This is a genomic window from Alcanivorax sp. S6407 (assembly GCF_023016115.1).
GTDB lineage: Bacteria > Pseudomonadota > Gammaproteobacteria > Pseudomonadales > Alcanivoracaceae > Alcanivorax.
On record NZ_JALKBH010000001.1, the window covers coordinates 681,793 to 700,613 of the forward strand.

Here is an 18,821-nt window from a genome sequence, read left to right on the forward strand (position 1 = left end):
TCATCGCTCCAGCAACTGACTGACAGCGTCCGCGGCCTTCTCACTGGCACCACCGCGCAATTGTTCATGCACTGCCCGGAACCTGGACATCAGCGCCGCCGCATCCTGCGGCTGATCCAGCCAGCGAGCCACCGCGGCCACTACCGCATCCACGGTCAGGCCATCCTGAATCAGTTCCGGCACCATTTCCTCGCGACAGAGCAGGTTGGGCAGGGAGAAGAATTCGCTTTTGACCAATCGGCGGGCAATGGCATAGGTCACCTTCCCCACCCGGTAGCCCACCACCATGGGTTTGCCCACGAGCAGGCCCTCCAGGGTGGCCGTACCCGATGCCATCAGGATCACGTCCACTGCCGACATCACCGTTCGGCTCTCGCCATCCACCAGGGTGACAGGCAATGCAGGAGCCTCGCCCAGCAAGGCCTCGATCTGTTCCCGGCGAGCCGCGTTGGCCGCAGGAATCACGAAATGCAGTTCGGGGCGGGTCTTGTGCAGTTCCTGTATGGCATTCAGGAACACCGGCATCAGCTGACCGACTTCACCACCCCGACTGCCCGGCAACACGCCGATCAGCGTCTGACTGCTGTCCAGGCCCAGCGCGTGGCGGGCGGCAGCGGTATCTGTTTCCAGTGGCACCCGATCCGCCAACGGGTGGCCGACAAAGGCTACCGGCACCTGATGCTCTTCATAGAAGCGCGCCTCGAAGGGTAGCAGACACAGCATCAGGTCGATGCTTTTCTTGATGCCCTTGATGCGCCCCTGACGCCAGGCCCACACCGACGGGCTCACATAGTGAACCGTCTTGAGCCCCTGCTCATGCAGCCGGCGCTCAATGGGCAAAGTGAAATCCGGCGAGTCGATGCCGATCACCACATCCGGCTGCTGCTCAAGCAGGAAGCGGATCAGCTGTTTACGCAAACGCAGTAATTCGGGAAGGTGGGCAAGCACTTCGGTGATCCCCATCACCGACAGCTTTTCCATGGGGAACAGACTATCCAGGCCGGCAGCAGCCATTTCGCTGCCACCAACGCCGATAAAACGGGCAGCGGGATAGCGGGCCTGCAGAGACTGCATGAGGCCCGCCCCAAGGATATCGCCGGACGCTTCGCCGGCGATCAGGGCAATTAGCGGAGCGTCATTGCGCAGCTCCATGTCAGCGAGTGATGCCGCGCTCGGATGCCTTGAGGGAATCGATCAGAATCTGCAACTCATCCATGGCAGGAAGAGATTCAAGCTCTGCCAATGCCTGTTCCAGGGTCAGACCCTGACGATAAACTGTCTTGTAGGCAGATCGCAGGGTACTGATAACCTCCTTGGACCAACCACGTCGCTTCATGCCTTCAAAGTTCATGCTGCGAGCTTCGGCAGGGTTACCAGAGACCATGATATATGCCGGAATATCCTTCGTCACAAAGGAGCAACCGGAGGTCATGGCGTAGGAGCCGATTTTACAGAACTGATGTACCCCGGTCATACCACCGAGTATCACGCCGTTGCCCACATGTGCGTGGCCAGCGATAGACGCATTGTTGGCGAAGATACAGTCGTCCCCCACCATGCAGTCATGGGCCACGTGCACATAGGCCATGAGCAGGTTACGGCTTCCAATCCTGGTCAGGGAATTGTCCTGGATGGTGCCACGATGGATAGTGACAGATTCGCGAATCACGTTGTCGTCACCGATTTCCAGTCGGGTGGGTTCACCATTGTATTTCTTGTCCTGGCATTCCTCGCCAACAGACGCGAACTGGAAAATACGGTTGTTCTTGCCAATGGTGGTTGGACCATTGATGACAACATGGGAAGAAATCACCGTACCAGCACCGATTTTTACATCAGGGCCGATCACGGAGTACGGGCCGACCTGCACGTCCTCTGCAAGCTCCGCGGCCGGATCAATAATGGCGGTCGGATGGATCATGGTTTAATCACTTGTTCTTGGTTTGAGTAAGGCAAGTATACGTCAGAGCGAAGTCTGATCCGACCGTTAGTTTCTATTCCGCAGGTCCGGATCAGGCGCTCTTGTGCTCAGCCACCAGCATTTCGGTGCTGGCAACGGTCTTGCCGTTGACCTGGGCTTCACAGACAAACTTGAGAATGTTGCGCTTGGTCGTCACATGCTCGGCAAACAGATGCAGAGTATCCCCCGGCAACACCTGACGCTTGAAGCGGGTCTTGTCGGTGCCCACCAGAAGGTAGTTGTAACCATCCGCTGGCTTCTTGTTCACGGAAACAAAACCGAGAATACCCGCAGCCTGGGCCATGGATTCAATAATCAGCACACCCGGCATGATCGGTTCGTGGGGGAAATGACCGTTGAAGAACGGCTCATTGATAGTGACATTCTTGATCGCTTCAATGCGCTTGCCTGGCTCCAGGTCCAGCACTCGGTCCACCAGCAAAAAAGGGTAACGGTGGGGCAGGTATTCCCTGACCTCAAGGATATCCATCATCTTGTGTTCCACACAGGCAGGGGCCGCAATCCGCGGCCGTTAATCACTCAAACGTTCCAGTTTGCGTACGCGACGGGCAAGGTCATCAAGATTGCGGAAACGGGCTACATTTTTCTGGTAGCGACGCTGTTCGTCCGCAGGCAAGGCCGAACCGTAAGTGCCAGGCTTGGTGATGGAGCTGGATACCAGGGTCATGCCCAGTACCTGTACCTTGTCACAGATTTCGATGTGACCGGACACTCCAACGGCTCCCCCCAGCAAACAGTAGGAACCGATCTTGGAAGAACCGGCGATGCCGACCTTTCCCGCCAGCGCGGTATGGTCACCGATAATCACGTTATGGGCCACCTGGATCTGATTATCCAGAATGGCACCATTACCGATTACGGTATCGTCGATAGCTCCACGATCAATGGTGGTTCCTGCGCCGATTTCCACATCAGCGCCGATCCTGACACCGCCCACCTGATGCACCTTGGTCCACCCTGCCCCGTTAAAGGCAAAGCCGAAACCGTCAGCACCGAGCACACTGTTGGCGTGTATGATAGTGCGCGGACCCACCGTGACACCATGGTAAATTGTAACATTTGGCCAGATACGACAATTTTCGCCGATGATCGAACCCGCACCGATTACGGCGTTGGCCATCACCACCGCACCTTCGCCAATCTGCGCATCGGCATCAATCACCGCGTTCGGACCAATGCTGGCGGTGGCCGCAACCACCGCGGAGTCAGCCACCACCGCAGCGGGATGAATGCCCGGCTGCGCCTGGGGGGCCACTTCGAACAACGCGCTGGCTTTGGCAAAGGACAAGTAAGGGTCCTTCACGATTAGCGCCGGCACCGGGCAAAACTCGCGCTGATCTTCCTGCAACAGCACCACCGCTGCGCGGGTCTGCTCCAGGTAACTGCGATAGCGCGGATTGGCCAGAAACGTCATTTGCGTAGCAGTGGCAGACTGAATCGTGCCCATGCCATCCACTGGCTGGTTGGCATCACCACCAACCAGCTCGGCATCCAGGATTCGGGCAAGTTCTCCGAGAGTATGCATTACTTCATCTTGTTCAGTTGCTGACTGACGGCTTCAGTCACATCCATGGCATTTTCGCCAACGTAGACGGCTGCCTGGGCATTGATGACCAGGTCAAGCTTCTTGTCCTTGGCGACAGCCTCGATGGCCTGCTGGAACTTGGGCCCCATGTCTTCCATCACTTCACGCTGAGTCGCTTCGGCACGGCCTTGCAGTTTACGTTGCAGGCTCTGGATCTCGATCATTTTCTGCTGACCGCGAGTCTTCATTTCTTCCTGCTGATCCGCAGACAGGGTCATGGCTTCCTTCTGCAGCTTGGTCTGCAGTTCCTGAACTTCCATGCCGAGCTTGTTCAGCTTTTCCTCGTCCGGGGCCAGTTCCTTTTCCAGCGCAGACATCTTGGTCTGTACCGCGCTGGTGGCCTGGAGTGCCTTGAGGGGATACACAATACCAATGCTGGTTTCAGCAAGCGCCAGAGCAGGAAAAAGAAGAGCAACGGCGAGCAGGCATTTTTTCATCATTATTAAACTCCTAGAAAGTCTGTCCCAAAGAAAACTGAAATACTTCAGTGTCATCACCCGGCTGGTCATTAAGTGCCTTGGCCAGGTTGAAGCTGAGCGGACCAATGGCGGTCAGCCAGCTCAGACCGATACCGGCAGCGGTACGAATATCCTGGGGCTCGAAGTCCGCAAAGATATCATCTCGCTCGGTCTCGAAAACGTTGCCTGCATCGACAAACAGGAACGTACGCACACTTCTTGATTCCGGAGCAAACGGCGTCGGGAAGATCAGCTCGATACTGGCTTCCGTCAGCAGGTTACCGCCGATCGGATCCGGATCCGGATCCACTGTGCCGTTGAGGAAGTAGCTGAGACCTTCCGAACGTGGGCCCAGGGAACGAGATTCATAACCCCGCACCGAACCAATACCGCCGGAATAGTAATTTTCAAAGAATGGCAGCACAGGATCACTGCCATAGCCGTCACCGTAGGCAACATCACTGCGCATGCGCAGGGTCCAGCGCTGGGTAATCGGGAAGTACTTCTGTCCGGTCCAGTTAGCGCGGTAGAAACCATAATCCGATCCAGGCACGGCCACTTCCAGCCCCAGGGTGCTGGACCAGCCGCGATCCGGGAAGATGCCCCGGTTCAGGGTGCTGGTGGACAATGAGGCGTTCAGCTTGTACTCGTCAAACAAATAGCCTTCGGTGATCAGGAAGTTGGCGATATCTACCGCTACAAAGTCACCGGTGGTGATATCGGTACGCTCGTAAGTACCACCAAAGCTGAGGCGCGAATATTCTGAAATCGGGTAACCGAAGGTCACGGAGCCACCGAGACGGTCAGCCGCGTAGGACGCCACCGAGGTCTGGTCATAATCGATCTCGGAGAAGAACAGGCTGAAGCCCCGGCTCACACCATCGAGGGTGTAGTACGGGTTGTAGTGAGAGAAGCTGTAGGAATCACGCACATCGGAACGGCTAAGGGCGAAGGACACCCGATTGCCGCTACCGCGCCAGTTGTTCTGGGTCACGTTGGCACCAAAAATGAAACCGGACGCGTCGGAATAGCCCACGTTGGCACCAATGGAACCGGAAGGCTGTTCTTCTACGGTGTATTCCACATCCACCAGATCCTCGGTGTTAGGTACACGAGGGGTGTCAGCCTGAACCACACTGAAATAGCCGAGACGCTGCAAACGCTGGCGCGACAGATCCACCAGCGAAGTATTGGCCGGGGCATTCTCGAACTGGCGAAGTTCACGACGCACCACTTCATCGGTGGTCTTGGCATTACCGGAGAAATTGATGCGGCGCACATACACCTTGCGGCCAGGCTCAACATAGAATGTCACATCAACGGTATTATTTTCGTCATCGGCGTTGTGATCCTGACCGCGCACCTCGGCAAAGGTATAACCTTCATTACCAAGACGGCGCTTGATCAGATCATTGGTGTAGGTCACCAGCTGCTGACTGAACACCTGCCCTTTCTTGACGATCAATAGCGGCTTGAGTTGCTCTTCCTCGACCACCAGATCCCCTGCCAACTTGACTTCGTTGACCGTGTACTGCTCACCCTCGACCACATTTAAGGTGACGAATACGCTGCGACGATCCGGTGTGACAGACACCTGGGTAGATTCAATGGAGAAGTTGATGTAACCACGATCCAGGTAAAAGGATCGCAGACGTTCAAGATCGCCACTGAGCTTTTCACGGGAATACTTGTCATCGCCTTTGATGAAAGACCAGAAGCCGGTGGAGTGCAGCTCGAAATCCTCGAGCAGCTCTTCATCATCAAATAGCTGGTTGCCCACGATATTGATATCACGAATGCGAGCAGCCTTGCCCTCGTAGATCTCGATCTTCAACGCCACCCGGTTACGCGGCAGAGCGATTGATTCGGTCTTGATGCTGGCACCATAGCGCCCCTGACTGACATATTGCCGCTCCAGCTCACCGGCAATGGATTCCAGGGTGGAACGCTGAAATACCTCACCCTCGGCCAGGCCAGCTTCGGTCAGGCCCTTGCGCAAATTTTCCTCGTCAATGGACTTGTTGCCGGACAACTCGATGCGGGCGATGCTTGGCCGCTCTGCAACCACCACCACCAGGTCATCTCCGTCACGACCGAGCTGCACATCTTCGAAATTACCAGAGGCGAAAAGGGTCTGGACCGCTCGCACCACGCTCTCGCGAGTCACCGTATCACCGGCCTGGATCGGCAACTCGGCATACACCCGCTCAACTGGCAAACGCTGCAAACCTTCTACGCGAATATCGTGCACTTTGAACGGCAGCATGCCATTGGCATTGGCCAGAGATACTGCAAACAGGCAAACCGTGGCCAGCCAACCTTTGATAAGGCGGCGGGTAATGTCCCCAAATATCATGAAAACTGCTTCACCAAGTCGTTGTAGATCGCCAATAGCATAAAGCTGACAACCAGAGTCAGCCCGACACCCTGAGCGGCTAGAAGAAAACGTTCAGGTAAACTGCGACCGCGGATCATTTCAATGATTCCAAAGAAAATCCAGCCACCATCCAGCATGGGAACCGGAAGGAGATTAATCACCCCTAGCGTGATGCTGAGATAAGCCAGCAACGCCAGGAAACTGGCAATTCCGATCGAGGCACTCTCGCCGGCCACCTGCGCGATGGTAATGGGCCCGCCGAGGTTATCAAGCGACAGCTTGCCGGTCACCAGTTTGGCCAGGCTGGAAAGAATCACTTCCACCTGTTCAACAAAACGCCCGCCCGCTTCCGGGATAGCGGAAAACAGGGAAAACTCCTGCCGATAGATGCCGCCCGCAGCCACACCGATGCGGCCAAAAGTCAGCCCCTGTTCTGTCACCTCATCCGGAACCACAGAGAGGGAACGCGGCATGCCATTACGCAGCACCGTCAGAGCCAGCGACTGACCTGCACTGTCCATGATCGCCTGATGCCACATCTGCCAGTCATTCACCGGCTCCCCATCCAGGCTGAGCACCAAATCACCATCGCGCAGCCCTGCACGCTCGGCGGCGCTGCCATCACGGACCTCACCAATGATGACCGCCTGATTGAGACCCAGTACTTTCAGCGGAGATTGCTCAGGATCCTCTGACCAGAGCCCAATATCCAGCTGACGAATATGCTCCGCACCGCTGGCATCCTTGACGGTCACCGCCAGTGGCTGCTCTTCACCAAGGTGTAGAATCATTTCATTGTAGAAGGGACGCCAGCCTTCCAGCATCACATCTCCAACCGCCGCAACCCGGTCGCCGGGCTGGAAACCAGCCTGCTCCGCGGCAGTACCGGGGGCAACCGGACCAATCACTGCACGCATGCCGGACTGACCGTAACCGGCCAGCAAGGTCCAATAGATCAGCAATGCCAGAATGAAGTTGAATACCGGACCGGCCGCATAGGTGATGACCCGTTGCCAGGCCGGTTTGGACGAAAACTCACCCGGATGCCCTTCCGCGGTTTCATCTTCACGGGCATCCAGGGGTTTCACGTAACCGCCCAGCGGGACCGCACTGATGGTCCACAGCGTACCTTTACGGTCAGTAAAATTGAGCAGCTTGGGGCCAAACCCCACAGAGAAGGTAAGCACGCGAACGCCGAAGGCTCGCATGGCAAGGAAGTGACCCCATTCATGGAAGGCCACAATAATGACGATGGTGACGACAAAAGCCAGTACCGTCAGCATCCGCGCTCCTTTATCAGTCGACAGGCCAGTTCCCTGGCTTGCCGATCAATATTCATGACATCGTCCACATCCGAACATGCCGGCGCGGACTGCCTTGTGAGTGTCTGCTCAACCACTGCCGGAATCCCCATGAAATCGAGCTCTCCGGCCAGGAAGGCGGCCACCGCTTCTTCATTGGCGGCATTCAGCACTGCCGTGGCCGTACCACCGGTTTCCATGGCTGCCCGGGCCAACCCCAGACAGGGAAAACGGTCCGTATCGGGAAGCTCGAAATGCAAGCCCGCCAACCGGGAAAAATCCAGCCGCTGCGCCCCGGATTCTACGCGCTCCGGCCAGGAAAGACCGCAGGCAATGGGCGTGCGCATATCCGGGGTACCCATTTGAGCCAGCACCGAGCCATCCCGGTAAGCCACCATGGAATGGACTACACTTTCCGGATGCACCACCACCTCAATCCGCTCCGGTGGCACATCGAACAGCCAGCATGCCTCGATGAACTCCAGCCCCTTGTTCATCAGGGTGGCGGAATCCACTGAAATCTTCGGCCCCATGTCCCAGTTAGGATGTTTCACTGCCTGGGCTGGTGTTACCGCCTGCAATTGCTCCGGGCCAAACTCGCGAAACGGACCGCCCGAGGCTGTCAGCAATAATCGCTCTACCCCGGCGTTTACCCCTTCCACAGGCAGACACTGGAAAATCGCGTTGTGCTCGGAGTCCAGCGGCAACAACGTTGCACCACTGTCACGAACCGCATCCATGAACAGGGCGCCGGTCACCACCAAAGCTTCCTTGTTGGCCAACAACACGCGCTTGGCTGCCTTGACCGCCGCCAGCGTGGGACGCACCCCTGCTGCGCCAACAATGGCTGCTACCACTGTATCCGCCTGATCATGTGCAGCCACAAAGGACAGCGCCTCGACACCGCCCAGCACTTCAGTGTCTGACCCGGCCGCCCGCAGATGGTTCCGGAGCTGGTCCGCCGCCGCTTCATCAACCAGTACGGCAAAGCGAGCCCCGGTGGCCAGACATTGGCCCGCCAGCGACTCCCAGCTCGAGCTGGCAGTCAAAGCAAAAATTTCATAACGCTCCGGGTGACGTGCAACTACGTCCAGCGTTTGCTGGCCGATACTTCCCGTTGCACCCAGCACCGTAATGCGCTGTTTCACAGGCTGCCTCCCGGCAGGCCAAACCAGTTGAAGCCCGCCAGTGCAATGGGCATGGCCGCGGTAACACTGTCGATACGGTCCAGCATACCGCCGTGACCCGGCAGGATGGTGCCACTATCCTTGAAGCCGCGCTGGCGCTTTACCATGCTTTCGAACAAGTCGCCCAACGCCGATGCGAGCACCGTCATCAGGGCAACCAACAGCAATGGCAACAAAGAGGCGCTCAGCACACCGCTGGCGTAAACGCCACCGACCACGATCAGGGACAACAGTACGCCGCCCACCAGCCCTTCGATGGTCTTGCCGGGGCTGACCAGCGGGGCCAGTTTGTGCTTACCGAAAGCCCGACCAGCAAAATAGGCACCGGTATCCGCAGCCCACACCCAGAGCAGAATGAACAACAAGGCAAACGGGCCGGCAAGCCCCAGTGCGCCCTGATCCTGGAGTTGCACCACGGCCGCCCAGGACGGAACCAGCAACAGCAGCCCCACCACAGCCATCAGACTGGTGCGGTACCAAATCGCCGCATTGCCCGGGTAACCAACAACCAGCACCAGTGCCAGCAGCCACCAGGCAGGAATCGCATTGAGCAGCCAGGCAGGCTGATACAGTTCGGCCAGCACCATGGCCGCGGCCAGCACAGCGGTCCAACCAATACGGATCGCCTGGGACACCTTGCCCATCATGGCGGCCCATTCCCAGCCTGCCAGCACGAAGAAGATCCCGGCCACCACCGCAAACAGTGTGCGCTCAAGGCCGAACATGGCTCCCAGCACGATCGGCAGCAGTACCAGTGCGGTAATCACCCGCAATTTGAGCATTGTTATTCTCCTTTCAGACTGGCCACTTCCTCTCCGGAACGACCAAATCGGCGCTGTCGACCGGCATAATCCTGCAGCGCTTCATCAAAGGCTTGGGCATCAAAATCCGGCCACAGCAACGGCGAGAAACACAACTCGCTATAGGCCAGCTGCCAAAGCAGAAAATTGCTGATCCGCTGATCCCCGCCAGTACGGATCAACAGATCCGGCATGGGAAGATCAGCCATGGAAATATAGGGCGCCAGGGTTTCGGCGTTAACCTGGTCAGCGCGCATGTCCCCGCTGGCGACCCGCTCGGCCAGTTCTCGAGCGGCATTGGCGATATCCCACTGACCACCGTAATTCACCGCGATCACCACCGTCATGCGGCGGTTGTTGGCGGTGAGGGCTTCCGCTTCCACCATGCCGGCCTGCAATGCGTCATCAAAAGCAGAACGATCACCAATAAAACGGATCCTCACGCCTTTGCCATGCAGTTCTTCCACCCTGCCCCCCAACGCCTTGAGAAACAGCGCCATCAGGTGAGCTACCTCTTCCGGGGGACGGCGCCAGTTTTCGGAGCTGAAGGCAAACAGGGTAAGAACTTCAATGCCGCGGGTCGCTGCCTGGCGGATAATGGTTTGCACCGCCTGCTCTCCGGCTCGATGCCCCTCTTCTCCCGGCAGGCCGCGTTTGCGCGCCCAACGGTTGTTACCATCCATGATGATGGCCACATGGCGAGGCAAGGCACCCTGATGAGAGTCGATATCCGGGGCACTGGAGCGGGGCTGGTCACTGGGCATAATACTTCCGCCGATAACAAAAGCGGGCTGCTGCACAGCCCGCCTGCATCGAAATTCGAAACCGACAACCGTATCAGACGGTCATCAGCTCCTCTTCCTTCTCTTTCAGAACCTTCTCGACTTCCGCCACCATCTTGTCGGTGAGCTGCTGGATCAGTTCCTCACCGCGACGGGATTCGTCCTCGGAGATTTCCTTTTCCTTGAGAAGTTCTTTCAGATCACCGTTGGCATCACGACGGATGTTACGGATGGAGACGCGCGCCTGCTCGGCTTCACCACGAACCACCTTGACGAGGTCCTTACGGGTTTCTTCAGTGAGCGGCGGCAGCGGCAGTCGGATCAGGTTGCCGGACGTGGACGGATTCAGGCCCAGATCCGACGTCATGATGGCCTTTTCGATCTGCGGGATCAGGCTCTTGTCGAACGGGGAAATAGTCAGCGTACGACCTTCTTCCACGGAAATGTTGCCCAGCTGTTTGAGCGGCGTCTCAGAGCCGTAGTAGTCCACCGTGACATTGTCCAGCAGGCTCGGATGGGCACGGCCAGTACGGATACGCTTCATTGCGGTATCCAGTGCAGCCAGGCTCTTCTTCATGCGGGATTCCGCATCTTCACGAATATCGTCAATCACTGGTATTTCCTCACCATCTCTTCAGGCACGCTTACTGCGCAGCCTCTACCAGGGTGCCTTCATTACCGCCCAGCATCAGGTTGAGCAGCGCACCCTTCTTGTTCATGTCAAATACACGCAGCGGCATGTTGTGATCCCGCACCAGACAGATTGCGGTCAGATCCATCACGCCCAGTTTTTTATCCAGCACCTCGTCGTAGGTCAAGGTGTCGTACTTGACCGCATCCGGGTTCTTTTCCGGATCGTCATTATACACGCCGTCTACCTTGGTGGCTTTCAGCACCACGTCGGCACTGATTTCAATGCCACGCAGACAGGCTGCAGAATCCGTGGTAAAGAACGGATTACCGGTACCGGCACAGAAAATCACCACCTCACCATTCTTGAGGTGACGGTTGGCGTTACGGTGATCGTAATGCTCCACCACCCCACTCATGGGGATAGCGGACATCAAACGGGTGCGGATATTGGAGCGCTCCAGCGCATCACGCAGGGCCAGACCATTCATTACCGTCGCCAGCATGCCCATATGGTCACCTGCGACCCGGTCCAGGCCGGCACTCTGTAGAGCCGCACCACGGAACAGGTTGCCGCCACCCACGACCAGGCCTACCTGCACGCCGATACCGACCAGCTGGCCAATTTCCAGGGAAATTGCGTCCAGCACCTTGGGATCGATACCAAATCCTTCGTCACCCGCCAGCGCCTCACCGCTCAGCTTGAGCAGAATACGGTTATAGCGCGGCGAGCGCTCCTTGTTAGTCGGCATGTCCAAGTCTCCGCCACTCATGAATACCCGCCATTATTCAGTTGGTTGCCGTTTCCGGTTCTCACATCCTGCCGGGGCCTGTTCACAGTACCGCCAAGCACGATGGTTGCAAGCACTTTCCTCATTTCGCCGGCTGACCGCTGGGAAGTTAGTCACATCCCCCCATCAACAGGCGAAAAAAACGCCCTGCCGGCAAGCCGGCAAGGCGTCATTTTCTCATCGACAGGCAGCCTTAGCCTTTCGCCGCAGCTTGAACCTCAGCAGCGAAGTCGACTTCTTCTTTCTCAATACCTTCACCAACAACCAGACGCTCGAAAGCGGCGATCTCGGCGCCAGCGGCCTTCACCAGGGCGCCAACAGTGGTATTGGGATCCTTAACGAAGGGCTGATCCAGCAGGCTCACTTCCTTCAGGAACTTGTTGATACGACCACCGAGCATCTTCTCGACGATCTCAGCCGGCTTGCCTTCCATATCAGGCTGGGCACGGATGATTTCTTTCTCTTTTTCCAGCACGTCAGCCGGAACCTGGTCACCGCTAACCACCATCGGGTTAACCGCAGCCACGTGCATGGCAACGTCTTTACCCAGATCAGCGCTACCGCCTTTCAGGGCGACCAGAACACCGATTTTGCCACCGTGGACGTAGGCACCGATGGCACCTTCGGCTTCCAGCTTGGCAGCACGACGGATCTGGATGTTTTCACCGATTTTCTGAACCAGCGCCTGACGCGCTTCTTCAACGGTGGAACCGTCTTCCAGCTTCAGCTCGGCGATCTTGGCAGCGTCGGTTTCGCCGGCAGCCAGAGCAGCAGCAGCAACCTTGTCGGCAAAGCCGAGGAAGTTGTCGTCACGAGCCACGAAATCGGTTTCGGAGTTGATTTCAACCATGACGGCAACAGTGTTATCGCCATTGGTTGCAACAACCGCAGCACCTTCAGCAGCGGTACGACCGGCTTTCTTGGCCGCTTTGGCCTGACCGGACTTACGCATTTCGTCGATGGCCAGTTCGATATCACCATCAGCTTCCACCAGCGCCTTCTTGCACTCCATCATGCCAAGACCGGTACGCTCGCGAAGTTCTTTAACCATTGCAGCAGTTACAGCAGCCATGATTATCCTCTCAAAACGGTTGGTTTCGGTAAGACGGGCAGGCGATAGCCTGCCCGAACAGATCAGCCTTCGGCGCTCTCGCCTTCAGCTTCGCCTTCTACCTCGACAAATTCACTCTCGCCACCGGTCTGGTTCTGGGCGTACTGCTTGCCTTCCAGAATGGTGTCGGCTGCCGCTTTCACGTACAGCTGGATCGCGCGGATAGCATCGTCGTTACCCGGGATCACGTAATCAACGCCATCCGGGTTGGAGTTGGTATCAACAACGGCTACAACCGGGATACCCAGCTTGCGGGCTTCCTGCAGCGCGATGTCTTCATGATCCACGTCGATCACGAACAGGGCATCAGGCAGGCCGCCCATGTCCTTGATACCGCCGATGGAGCGCTCGAGCTTCTCCATCTCACGCTTGCGCATCAGCGCTTCTTTTTTGGTCAGCTTGTCGAAGGTGCCGTCCTGGGCCTGAGCTTCCAGGTCACGGAATCGCTTGATGGACTGACGGATGGTTTTCCAGTTGGTGAGCATGCCGCCCAACCAACGGTGATCCACGTAGGGCATACCGGCACGCATGGCTTCATCACGGACAGCCTTCTGTGCAGCACGCTTGGTGCCTACGAACAGAATCTTGTTGTTGCTGGCAGCCAGCTTGTTCAGGAACGACATGGCGTCGTTGAACAGAGGCAGGGTCTTTTCCAGATTGATGATGTGAATCTTGTTACGGGCGCCAAAGATGTAGGTGTTCATCTTCGGGTTCCAGTAACGGGTCTGGTGGCCGAAGTGCACGCCGGCCTTCAGCATATCGCGCATAGTTACGCTGGACATTGGTATTTCTCCACTTTGGGTTAGGCCTCCACGCCCCCGCATACACCCAACCCGGCTCACCTTATATAAGGAAGACAGGCACCCAGGGCAATGTGACGGGGCATGTGTGATTTCCTTCCCCTGCTTCGACGGTTACAATGCAGCACCATTGCCACAGAGCAGACCGAGAGCGGGAAAGCGCGCGCTTTATACCACAGCACCCCGCCCCAGGCAACGAAAAGTCGCCTTTTTTGCTGTTTTGTTTCGGCCTGAAAAATAGCCAACCTACTGAAATCGCTGGAGTTTCCTCGAGTCCCATGAATGTTGTTATCAAAACCCCCGAACAGATCGCCCAAATGCGCGAGGCAGGCAAACTGGCCGCAGAAGTCCTCGAAATGATCGGCGAGTACGTCAAACCCGGGGTCACCACCGAGGAACTGGACCGCATCTGCCACGACCACATCGTCAACAAGCAGCATGCCATCCCTGCCTGTCTGGGCTACCGCGGCTTCCCCAAGTCCATCTGTACTTCGGTCAACCATGTGGTCTGCCATGGCATCCCCAACGACAGCAAGACCTTGAAGAAAGGCGACATCGTCAATATCGACGTTACCGTGATCAAGGACGGCTGGCATGGCGACACCTCCAAGATGTTCTTCGTGGGCGAGCCCTCCGTTCTCGCCAAGCGCCTGGTGGAAACCACCCGTGAATGCATGATGGCTGGCATCAAGATGGTCAAGCCCGGAGTAAAACTGGGAGACATTGGTCACCGTATCCAGAAGATGGCCGAGGGTGAGCGTTTCTCTGTGGTGCGCGAATACTGCGGCCACGGCATTGGAGAAGGCTTCCACGAGGAGCCGCAGGTCCTGCATTACGGCAAGCCGGATACTGGCATGGAGCTGCAGGAAGGCATGGTCTTCACCATCGAACCCATGATCAATGCTGGTAAGGCAGCCAACAAGCTGCTGCCGGACGGCTGGACTGTGGTCACCAAGGACCGCAAGCTGTCAGCCCAGTGGGAGCACACCATTGCCGTCACCGCCGATGGCTACGAAGTGCTTACCGCTCGCAGCGAAGAAAACGACCTGTACTGATACTCTCTGCTGACGACTGGCGCGCGTCCTGCATGCTGCAGTCCGCCCGCTGTTCGTCAGCCTTACCATCACAGGATCCCAATGCAGCTCACCCCCGTGCTTACTCAGCAAGCCCTGCTCACTGCCATGCAGGAGAGCCCCCAACCCGGCCAGTACGCCCGCCAATATCTTGAACAGGGTCAGGAGCGCCTGAACCAGCAGTTCGAAACCGCGGACATTACCGATCTGGTTCATGCCCGTGCCGAACTGGTAGACCAGGTAATGATTGCCGCCTGGTCCCTGTTCGGGCTTGCCGCACATGAGGATGCGGCGCTGGTGGCAGTAGGAGGCTATGGCCGTGGCGAGCTGCACCCCTGCTCGGATGTGGATCTGCTGATGCTGATCGCCGACAACAGTGATGACTCCCTGTTCGAAGGCCTTGAACGTTTTGTCGCCTTCCTGTGGGACATCGGTCTGGAGATCGGCCACGCGGTGCGCACCCTGGACCAGTGTGTGGAACTGGCCCAGGACGATATCACCGTGGCCACCAACATCATGGAAGCGCGCACCCTGGCCGGTGATGACAACATGCGCATCAAACTGGAAGCCCGCACCGGTCCGGACAAGATGTGGGATTCCGCCGCTTTCTTTGCTGCCAAGTGGGAAGAACAGGTCGGCCGCCACAAGCGCTTCAATGACACCGAGTACAATCTCGAACCGGATATCAAGAATGCCCCCGGCGGACTCCGGGATGTGCAAATGATTGCCTGGGTGGCCAAGCGTCACTTCAATGCGGACAACCTGGAAGCGCTGGTGGACGCCGAGTTTCTTACCAAGGAAGAGTATTCGGTGCTACGCAAGTGCCTGGATTACCTTTGGGAAGTCCGCTGGCAGTTGCATGTGCTCACCGGCCGCAACGAAAACCGCCTGCTGTTCGACCATCAGCGCCAGCTTGCCGCACGCCTGGGCCATGAAGATTCCAGCACCAACCTGGGCGTAGAAGTTTTCATGAAGGGCTTCTACCGGGTAGCACTGGCCCTGTCTGTGCTGAATGAAATGCTGCTGCAGCTGTTTGATGAAGCCATCCTGCGCAGTGATGAGCCCGAACAGGTACGGCCACTGAACCGGCGCTTTCAGGTACGCAACGAATACCTGGAAATGACCCATCCGGAAGTGTTCAGCCAGCACCCCTCTGCCCTGCTGGAAACCTTTGTGCTGATGGCTCAGAACCCGGACCTCAAGGGAATCCGGGCGGCCACGGTGCGGGCCCTGATCTACAACCGTCGGCTGATCGACGATGCTTTCCGGGCCAACCCGGAAAATACCGCCCTGTTCATGCAGCTGCTGCGCAGCCCCCACGCCCTGTTCACCCAGATGCGACGCATGAAACGCTACGGCATTCTTGGCAAATACCTGCCGGAATTCGGTGGCATCATCGGCATGATGCAGTACGACCTGTTCCACATTTATACCGTAGATGCCCATACCCTGCTGGTGCTCAAGAATATGCGCCGGCTGCGCTATGAAGACATGCGCGACGAATTCCCGCTGGCCACGGAAGTGTTCTATCGCCTGCCCAAACCGGAATTGTTGTACACCGCCGGCTTGTATCATGACATCGCCAAGGGGCGTGGAGGTGATCACTCGGCACTGGGCGAAGTGGATGCGCTGGATTTCTGTCGCCGACACGGGCTCAGCGCATGGGACGGCAAACTGGTTGCGTGGTTGGTGAAGAACCATCTGGTGATGAGCGTCACTGCCCAGCGCAAGGACATTTCGGATCCGGACGTGGTCTACGAATTCGCCCGCAAGGTGGGCGATCTGGTGCACCTGGATTACCTCTACGTGCTTACCGTAGCGGACATCAACGCCACCAACCCGACCCTGTGGAATTCCTGGCGCGCTTCTCTGCTGCGTCAGCTGTACACCGAAACCAAGCGCGCCCTGCGCCGCGGGCTGAACAATCCAGTGGACAAGCAGGACTGGATCGATGAAACCCGTGACGAGGCCATGAAGCTGCTCACCGGCCAGGACCATGACGCTGCCGAAATCGAGGCGCTGTGGGCCAACATCGGTGACGAGTACTTCCTGCGGGAAATGCCCCGTGATATCGCCTGGCATACCGAAGCCATGCTCGACCGGGAAGACCCCAATGATCCACTGGTTCTGATTGGCGAAACCAGCCAGACTTCCATCGCCGGCGGCTCGCAGATATTCATTTACACTCCGGACACCCGCAACCTGTTCAGCGCCACCGTGAACGCCCTGGATACCCTCGGGCTGACCATTATGGACGCGCGCATTATCACCAGCGTGGATGGCTTCAGCCTGGATACCTACATCGTGCTGGATGAGCAGGGCACACCCATCGGTGAAGACTGGGCGCGTATCGAACAGATCCGCAAGACACTCACCGAAACCCTCAAGCATCCGGAGCGTTTCGCCAGCACCGTGAGCCGACGCATGCCGCGTCGCAACAAGCATTTTGACGTACCGACCCAGGTCATCATCAGCAACGATATCGTCAACGACCGCACCGCAGTGGATATCCAGACCCTCGACCGCCCGGGCCTGCTGGCGCACATCGGCCGTATCTTCATGCGTTTCGAGCTGCTGGTGCAGAATGCCCGTATTGCCACCCTTGGCGAGCGCGCCGAGGACGTCTTCTTCATTACCGATCTCGATGGTGAGCCGGTTTCCGATCCTGCCCTGTGCCAGGAACTGCAGGAAACCCTCAGACAAGAGCTCGACGACAAGAACAACGGAAACCAGTAACCCATGAATCCAGATCTGGAACGGCTGCACCCCTACCCGTTTGAGAAACTCAAGGCCCTGTTCAGTGGCTTGCCCGCTTCGGACAAGTCACCCATTGCCCTGTCCATCGGGGAACCCAAGCACCCCTCGCCGGACTTTGTGCAACAGGTGATCAAGGACAATACTGCGCGCCTGTCCAACTACCCGACCACGGCGGGTCTGCCGGAACTGAACGAGGCCATCGCCCAGTGGCTCAAGCGGCGCTTTCACTTGCAGACCATCGATACCAGCCAGGTCCTGCCAGTCAACGGTACTCGCGAGGCCCTGTTTGCCTTCACCCAGGCGGTGGTTGATCGACAGCGCCAGCCGCTGGTACTGATGCCCAATCCCTTCTACCAGATTTATGAGGGGGCCACCCTGCTCGCCGGTGGCGAACCCATGTACCTGCCCTGCACTGACAGCACCGGCCTGCAGCCGGATTTCGACGCAGTCAGCGAGGACACCTGGATTCGCACCCAGTTGCTGTTCATCTGCACCCCGGGCAACCCCACCGGCGCTACACTCAGCAAATCCCAGCTCAAGGCCCTCATCGAGCTGGCTGACAAGTACGACTTCGTGATCGCGTCGGATGAGTGCTATTCGGAGATTTATCGGGACAAGCCTCCAGCCGGCCTGCTGGAAGCCTGTGCGGAAATGGGGCGTCATGACTATCGCCGCTGCGTGGTCTTTCACTCGCTGTCCAAGCGCTCCAACCTGCCAGGGCTGCGCTCCGGCTTCGCCGCCGGCGACAGCGAAATCCTCAAGCGCTTCCTGCGTTACCGCACCTATCACGGCTGTGCCATGCCCATTCACCACCAGCTGGCCAGCATCGCCGCGTGGAATGATGAAACCCATGTGGAGGCCAACCGGGCTCTCTACCGGGAAAAATTCGATGCCGTGCTGGACATTCTCGGCGGCCCCCTTAAGGTATCCGCCCCGGCGGCCGGGTTTTATCTGTGGCCGAAGACGCCGATCAGCGATGAAGAATTTGCCAAACGGCTGCAGGCCGAGCAGAACGTCACCGTCCTCCCCGGCCGCTACCTCTCGCGCACCGTCAACGGCAAGAACCCTGGCGAGAACCGGGTACGCATGGCGCTGGTGGCACCGCTGGAAGAATGTGTCGAAGGCGCGAAACGCATCAAGGCGTTGCTGGATACACTCTGACATACCCGTAGGAGCGTCGCTCGCGGC

At 57.9% G+C, this 18,821-nt stretch carries 17 protein-coding genes; 3 read left to right on the forward strand and 14 right to left on the reverse strand.

Annotation, left to right across the window (positions count from 1 at the left end; translation table 11 throughout):
• From lpxB to rpsB, 14 genes are all read right to left on the reverse strand, one after another.
• A complete protein-coding gene (gene lpxB, locus MWU49_RS03025) occupies window positions 1–1,152 on the reverse strand; it encodes a lipid-A-disaccharide synthase (RefSeq protein ID WP_246967906.1) in 1,152 nt (383 codons plus the stop codon).
• 1 nt (window position 1,153) lies between these two features.
• Window positions 1,154–1,921, reverse strand: coding sequence for an acyl-ACP--UDP-N-acetylglucosamine O-acyltransferase (gene lpxA, locus MWU49_RS03030; protein ID WP_246967910.1), 768 nt, complete (start codon window positions 1,919–1,921; stop codon window positions 1,154–1,156).
• Between the two features lie 91 nt (window positions 1,922–2,012).
• Window positions 2,013–2,453, reverse strand: coding sequence for a 3-hydroxyacyl-ACP dehydratase FabZ (gene fabZ, locus MWU49_RS03035; protein WP_246967913.1), 441 nt, complete (start codon window positions 2,451–2,453; stop codon window positions 2,013–2,015).
• Between the two features lie 39 nt (window positions 2,454–2,492).
• Entirely contained in the window at window positions 2,493–3,506 is a 1,014-nt protein-coding gene (gene lpxD / locus MWU49_RS03040) for a UDP-3-O-(3-hydroxymyristoyl)glucosamine N-acyltransferase (RefSeq protein ID WP_246967916.1), read from the reverse strand.
• A complete protein-coding gene (locus MWU49_RS03045; protein WP_246967919.1) occupies window positions 3,506–4,006 on the reverse strand; it encodes an OmpH family outer membrane protein in 501 nt (166 codons plus the stop codon). Before MWU49_RS03045 ends, lpxD begins: the two co-directional genes overlap by 1 nt.
• 10 nt (window positions 4,007–4,016) lie before the next feature.
• Window positions 4,017–6,380 (reverse strand): outer membrane protein assembly factor BamA, encoded by a 2,364-nt coding sequence (gene bamA, locus MWU49_RS03050; protein WP_246967922.1) that lies wholly within the window; start codon window positions 6,378–6,380, stop codon window positions 4,017–4,019.
• Window positions 6,377–7,684 (reverse strand): RIP metalloprotease RseP, encoded by a 1,308-nt coding sequence (rseP, locus tag MWU49_RS03055; protein WP_246967924.1) that lies wholly within the window; start codon window positions 7,682–7,684, stop codon window positions 6,377–6,379. Before rseP ends, bamA begins: the two co-directional genes overlap by 4 nt.
• Window positions 7,678–8,850: a 1-deoxy-D-xylulose-5-phosphate reductoisomerase gene (gene ispC, locus MWU49_RS03060; RefSeq protein ID WP_246967928.1), complete on the reverse strand. Its 1,173-nt coding sequence runs from the start codon at window positions 8,848–8,850 to the stop codon at window positions 7,678–7,680. Before ispC ends, rseP begins: the two co-directional genes overlap by 7 nt.
• On the reverse strand, window positions 8,847–9,671 hold the full coding sequence (locus MWU49_RS03065) for a phosphatidate cytidylyltransferase (protein ID WP_246967931.1): 825 nt from the start codon (window positions 9,669–9,671) through the stop codon (window positions 8,847–8,849). The genes ispC and MWU49_RS03065 overlap by 4 nt, the downstream gene beginning before the upstream one ends.
• 2 nt (window positions 9,672–9,673) lie before the next feature.
• Window positions 9,674–10,453, reverse strand: coding sequence for a polyprenyl diphosphate synthase (uppS, locus tag MWU49_RS03070; protein WP_246967934.1), 780 nt, complete (start codon window positions 10,451–10,453; stop codon window positions 9,674–9,676).
• A gap of 73 nt (window positions 10,454–10,526) precedes the next feature.
• On the reverse strand, window positions 10,527–11,084 hold the full coding sequence (gene frr, locus MWU49_RS03075; RefSeq protein ID WP_246967937.1) for a ribosome recycling factor: 558 nt from the start codon (window positions 11,082–11,084) through the stop codon (window positions 10,527–10,529).
• A 31-nt stretch (window positions 11,085–11,115) separates the two neighbouring features.
• The gene (pyrH, locus tag MWU49_RS03080) at window positions 11,116–11,853 is read right to left on the reverse strand and encodes a UMP kinase (protein WP_202560329.1); all 738 of its coding nucleotides are present in this window, start codon (window positions 11,851–11,853) and stop codon (window positions 11,116–11,118) included.
• Between the two features lie 232 nt (window positions 11,854–12,085).
• A complete protein-coding gene (gene tsf / locus MWU49_RS03085) occupies window positions 12,086–12,964 on the reverse strand; it encodes a translation elongation factor Ts (RefSeq protein ID WP_246967940.1) in 879 nt (292 codons plus the stop codon).
• Between the two features lie 62 nt (window positions 12,965–13,026).
• Window positions 13,027–13,785, reverse strand: coding sequence for a 30S ribosomal protein S2 (rpsB, locus tag MWU49_RS03090; RefSeq protein WP_246967942.1), 759 nt, complete (start codon window positions 13,783–13,785; stop codon window positions 13,027–13,029).
• Between the two features lie 296 nt (window positions 13,786–14,081).
• On the opposite strand from rpsB, the gene map reads away from it, so the two are divergent.
• The 3 genes from map to dapC all read left to right on the forward strand — a co-directional run bounded on the left by map (window position 14,082) and on the right by dapC (window position 18,794).
• Window positions 14,082–14,858, forward strand: coding sequence for a type I methionyl aminopeptidase (map, locus tag MWU49_RS03095; protein ID WP_246967944.1), 777 nt, complete (start codon window positions 14,082–14,084; stop codon window positions 14,856–14,858).
• Between the two features lie 81 nt (window positions 14,859–14,939).
• Window positions 14,940–17,612 (forward strand): [protein-PII] uridylyltransferase, encoded by a 2,673-nt coding sequence (locus MWU49_RS03100; protein ID WP_246967946.1) that lies wholly within the window; start codon window positions 14,940–14,942, stop codon window positions 17,610–17,612.
• Window positions 17,613–17,615: 3 nt separating this feature from the next.
• Window positions 17,616–18,794, forward strand: coding sequence for a succinyldiaminopimelate transaminase (gene dapC, locus MWU49_RS03105; RefSeq protein WP_246967948.1), 1,179 nt, complete (start codon window positions 17,616–17,618; stop codon window positions 18,792–18,794).
• The last annotated feature ends 27 nt before the right edge of the window (window positions 18,795–18,821 follow it).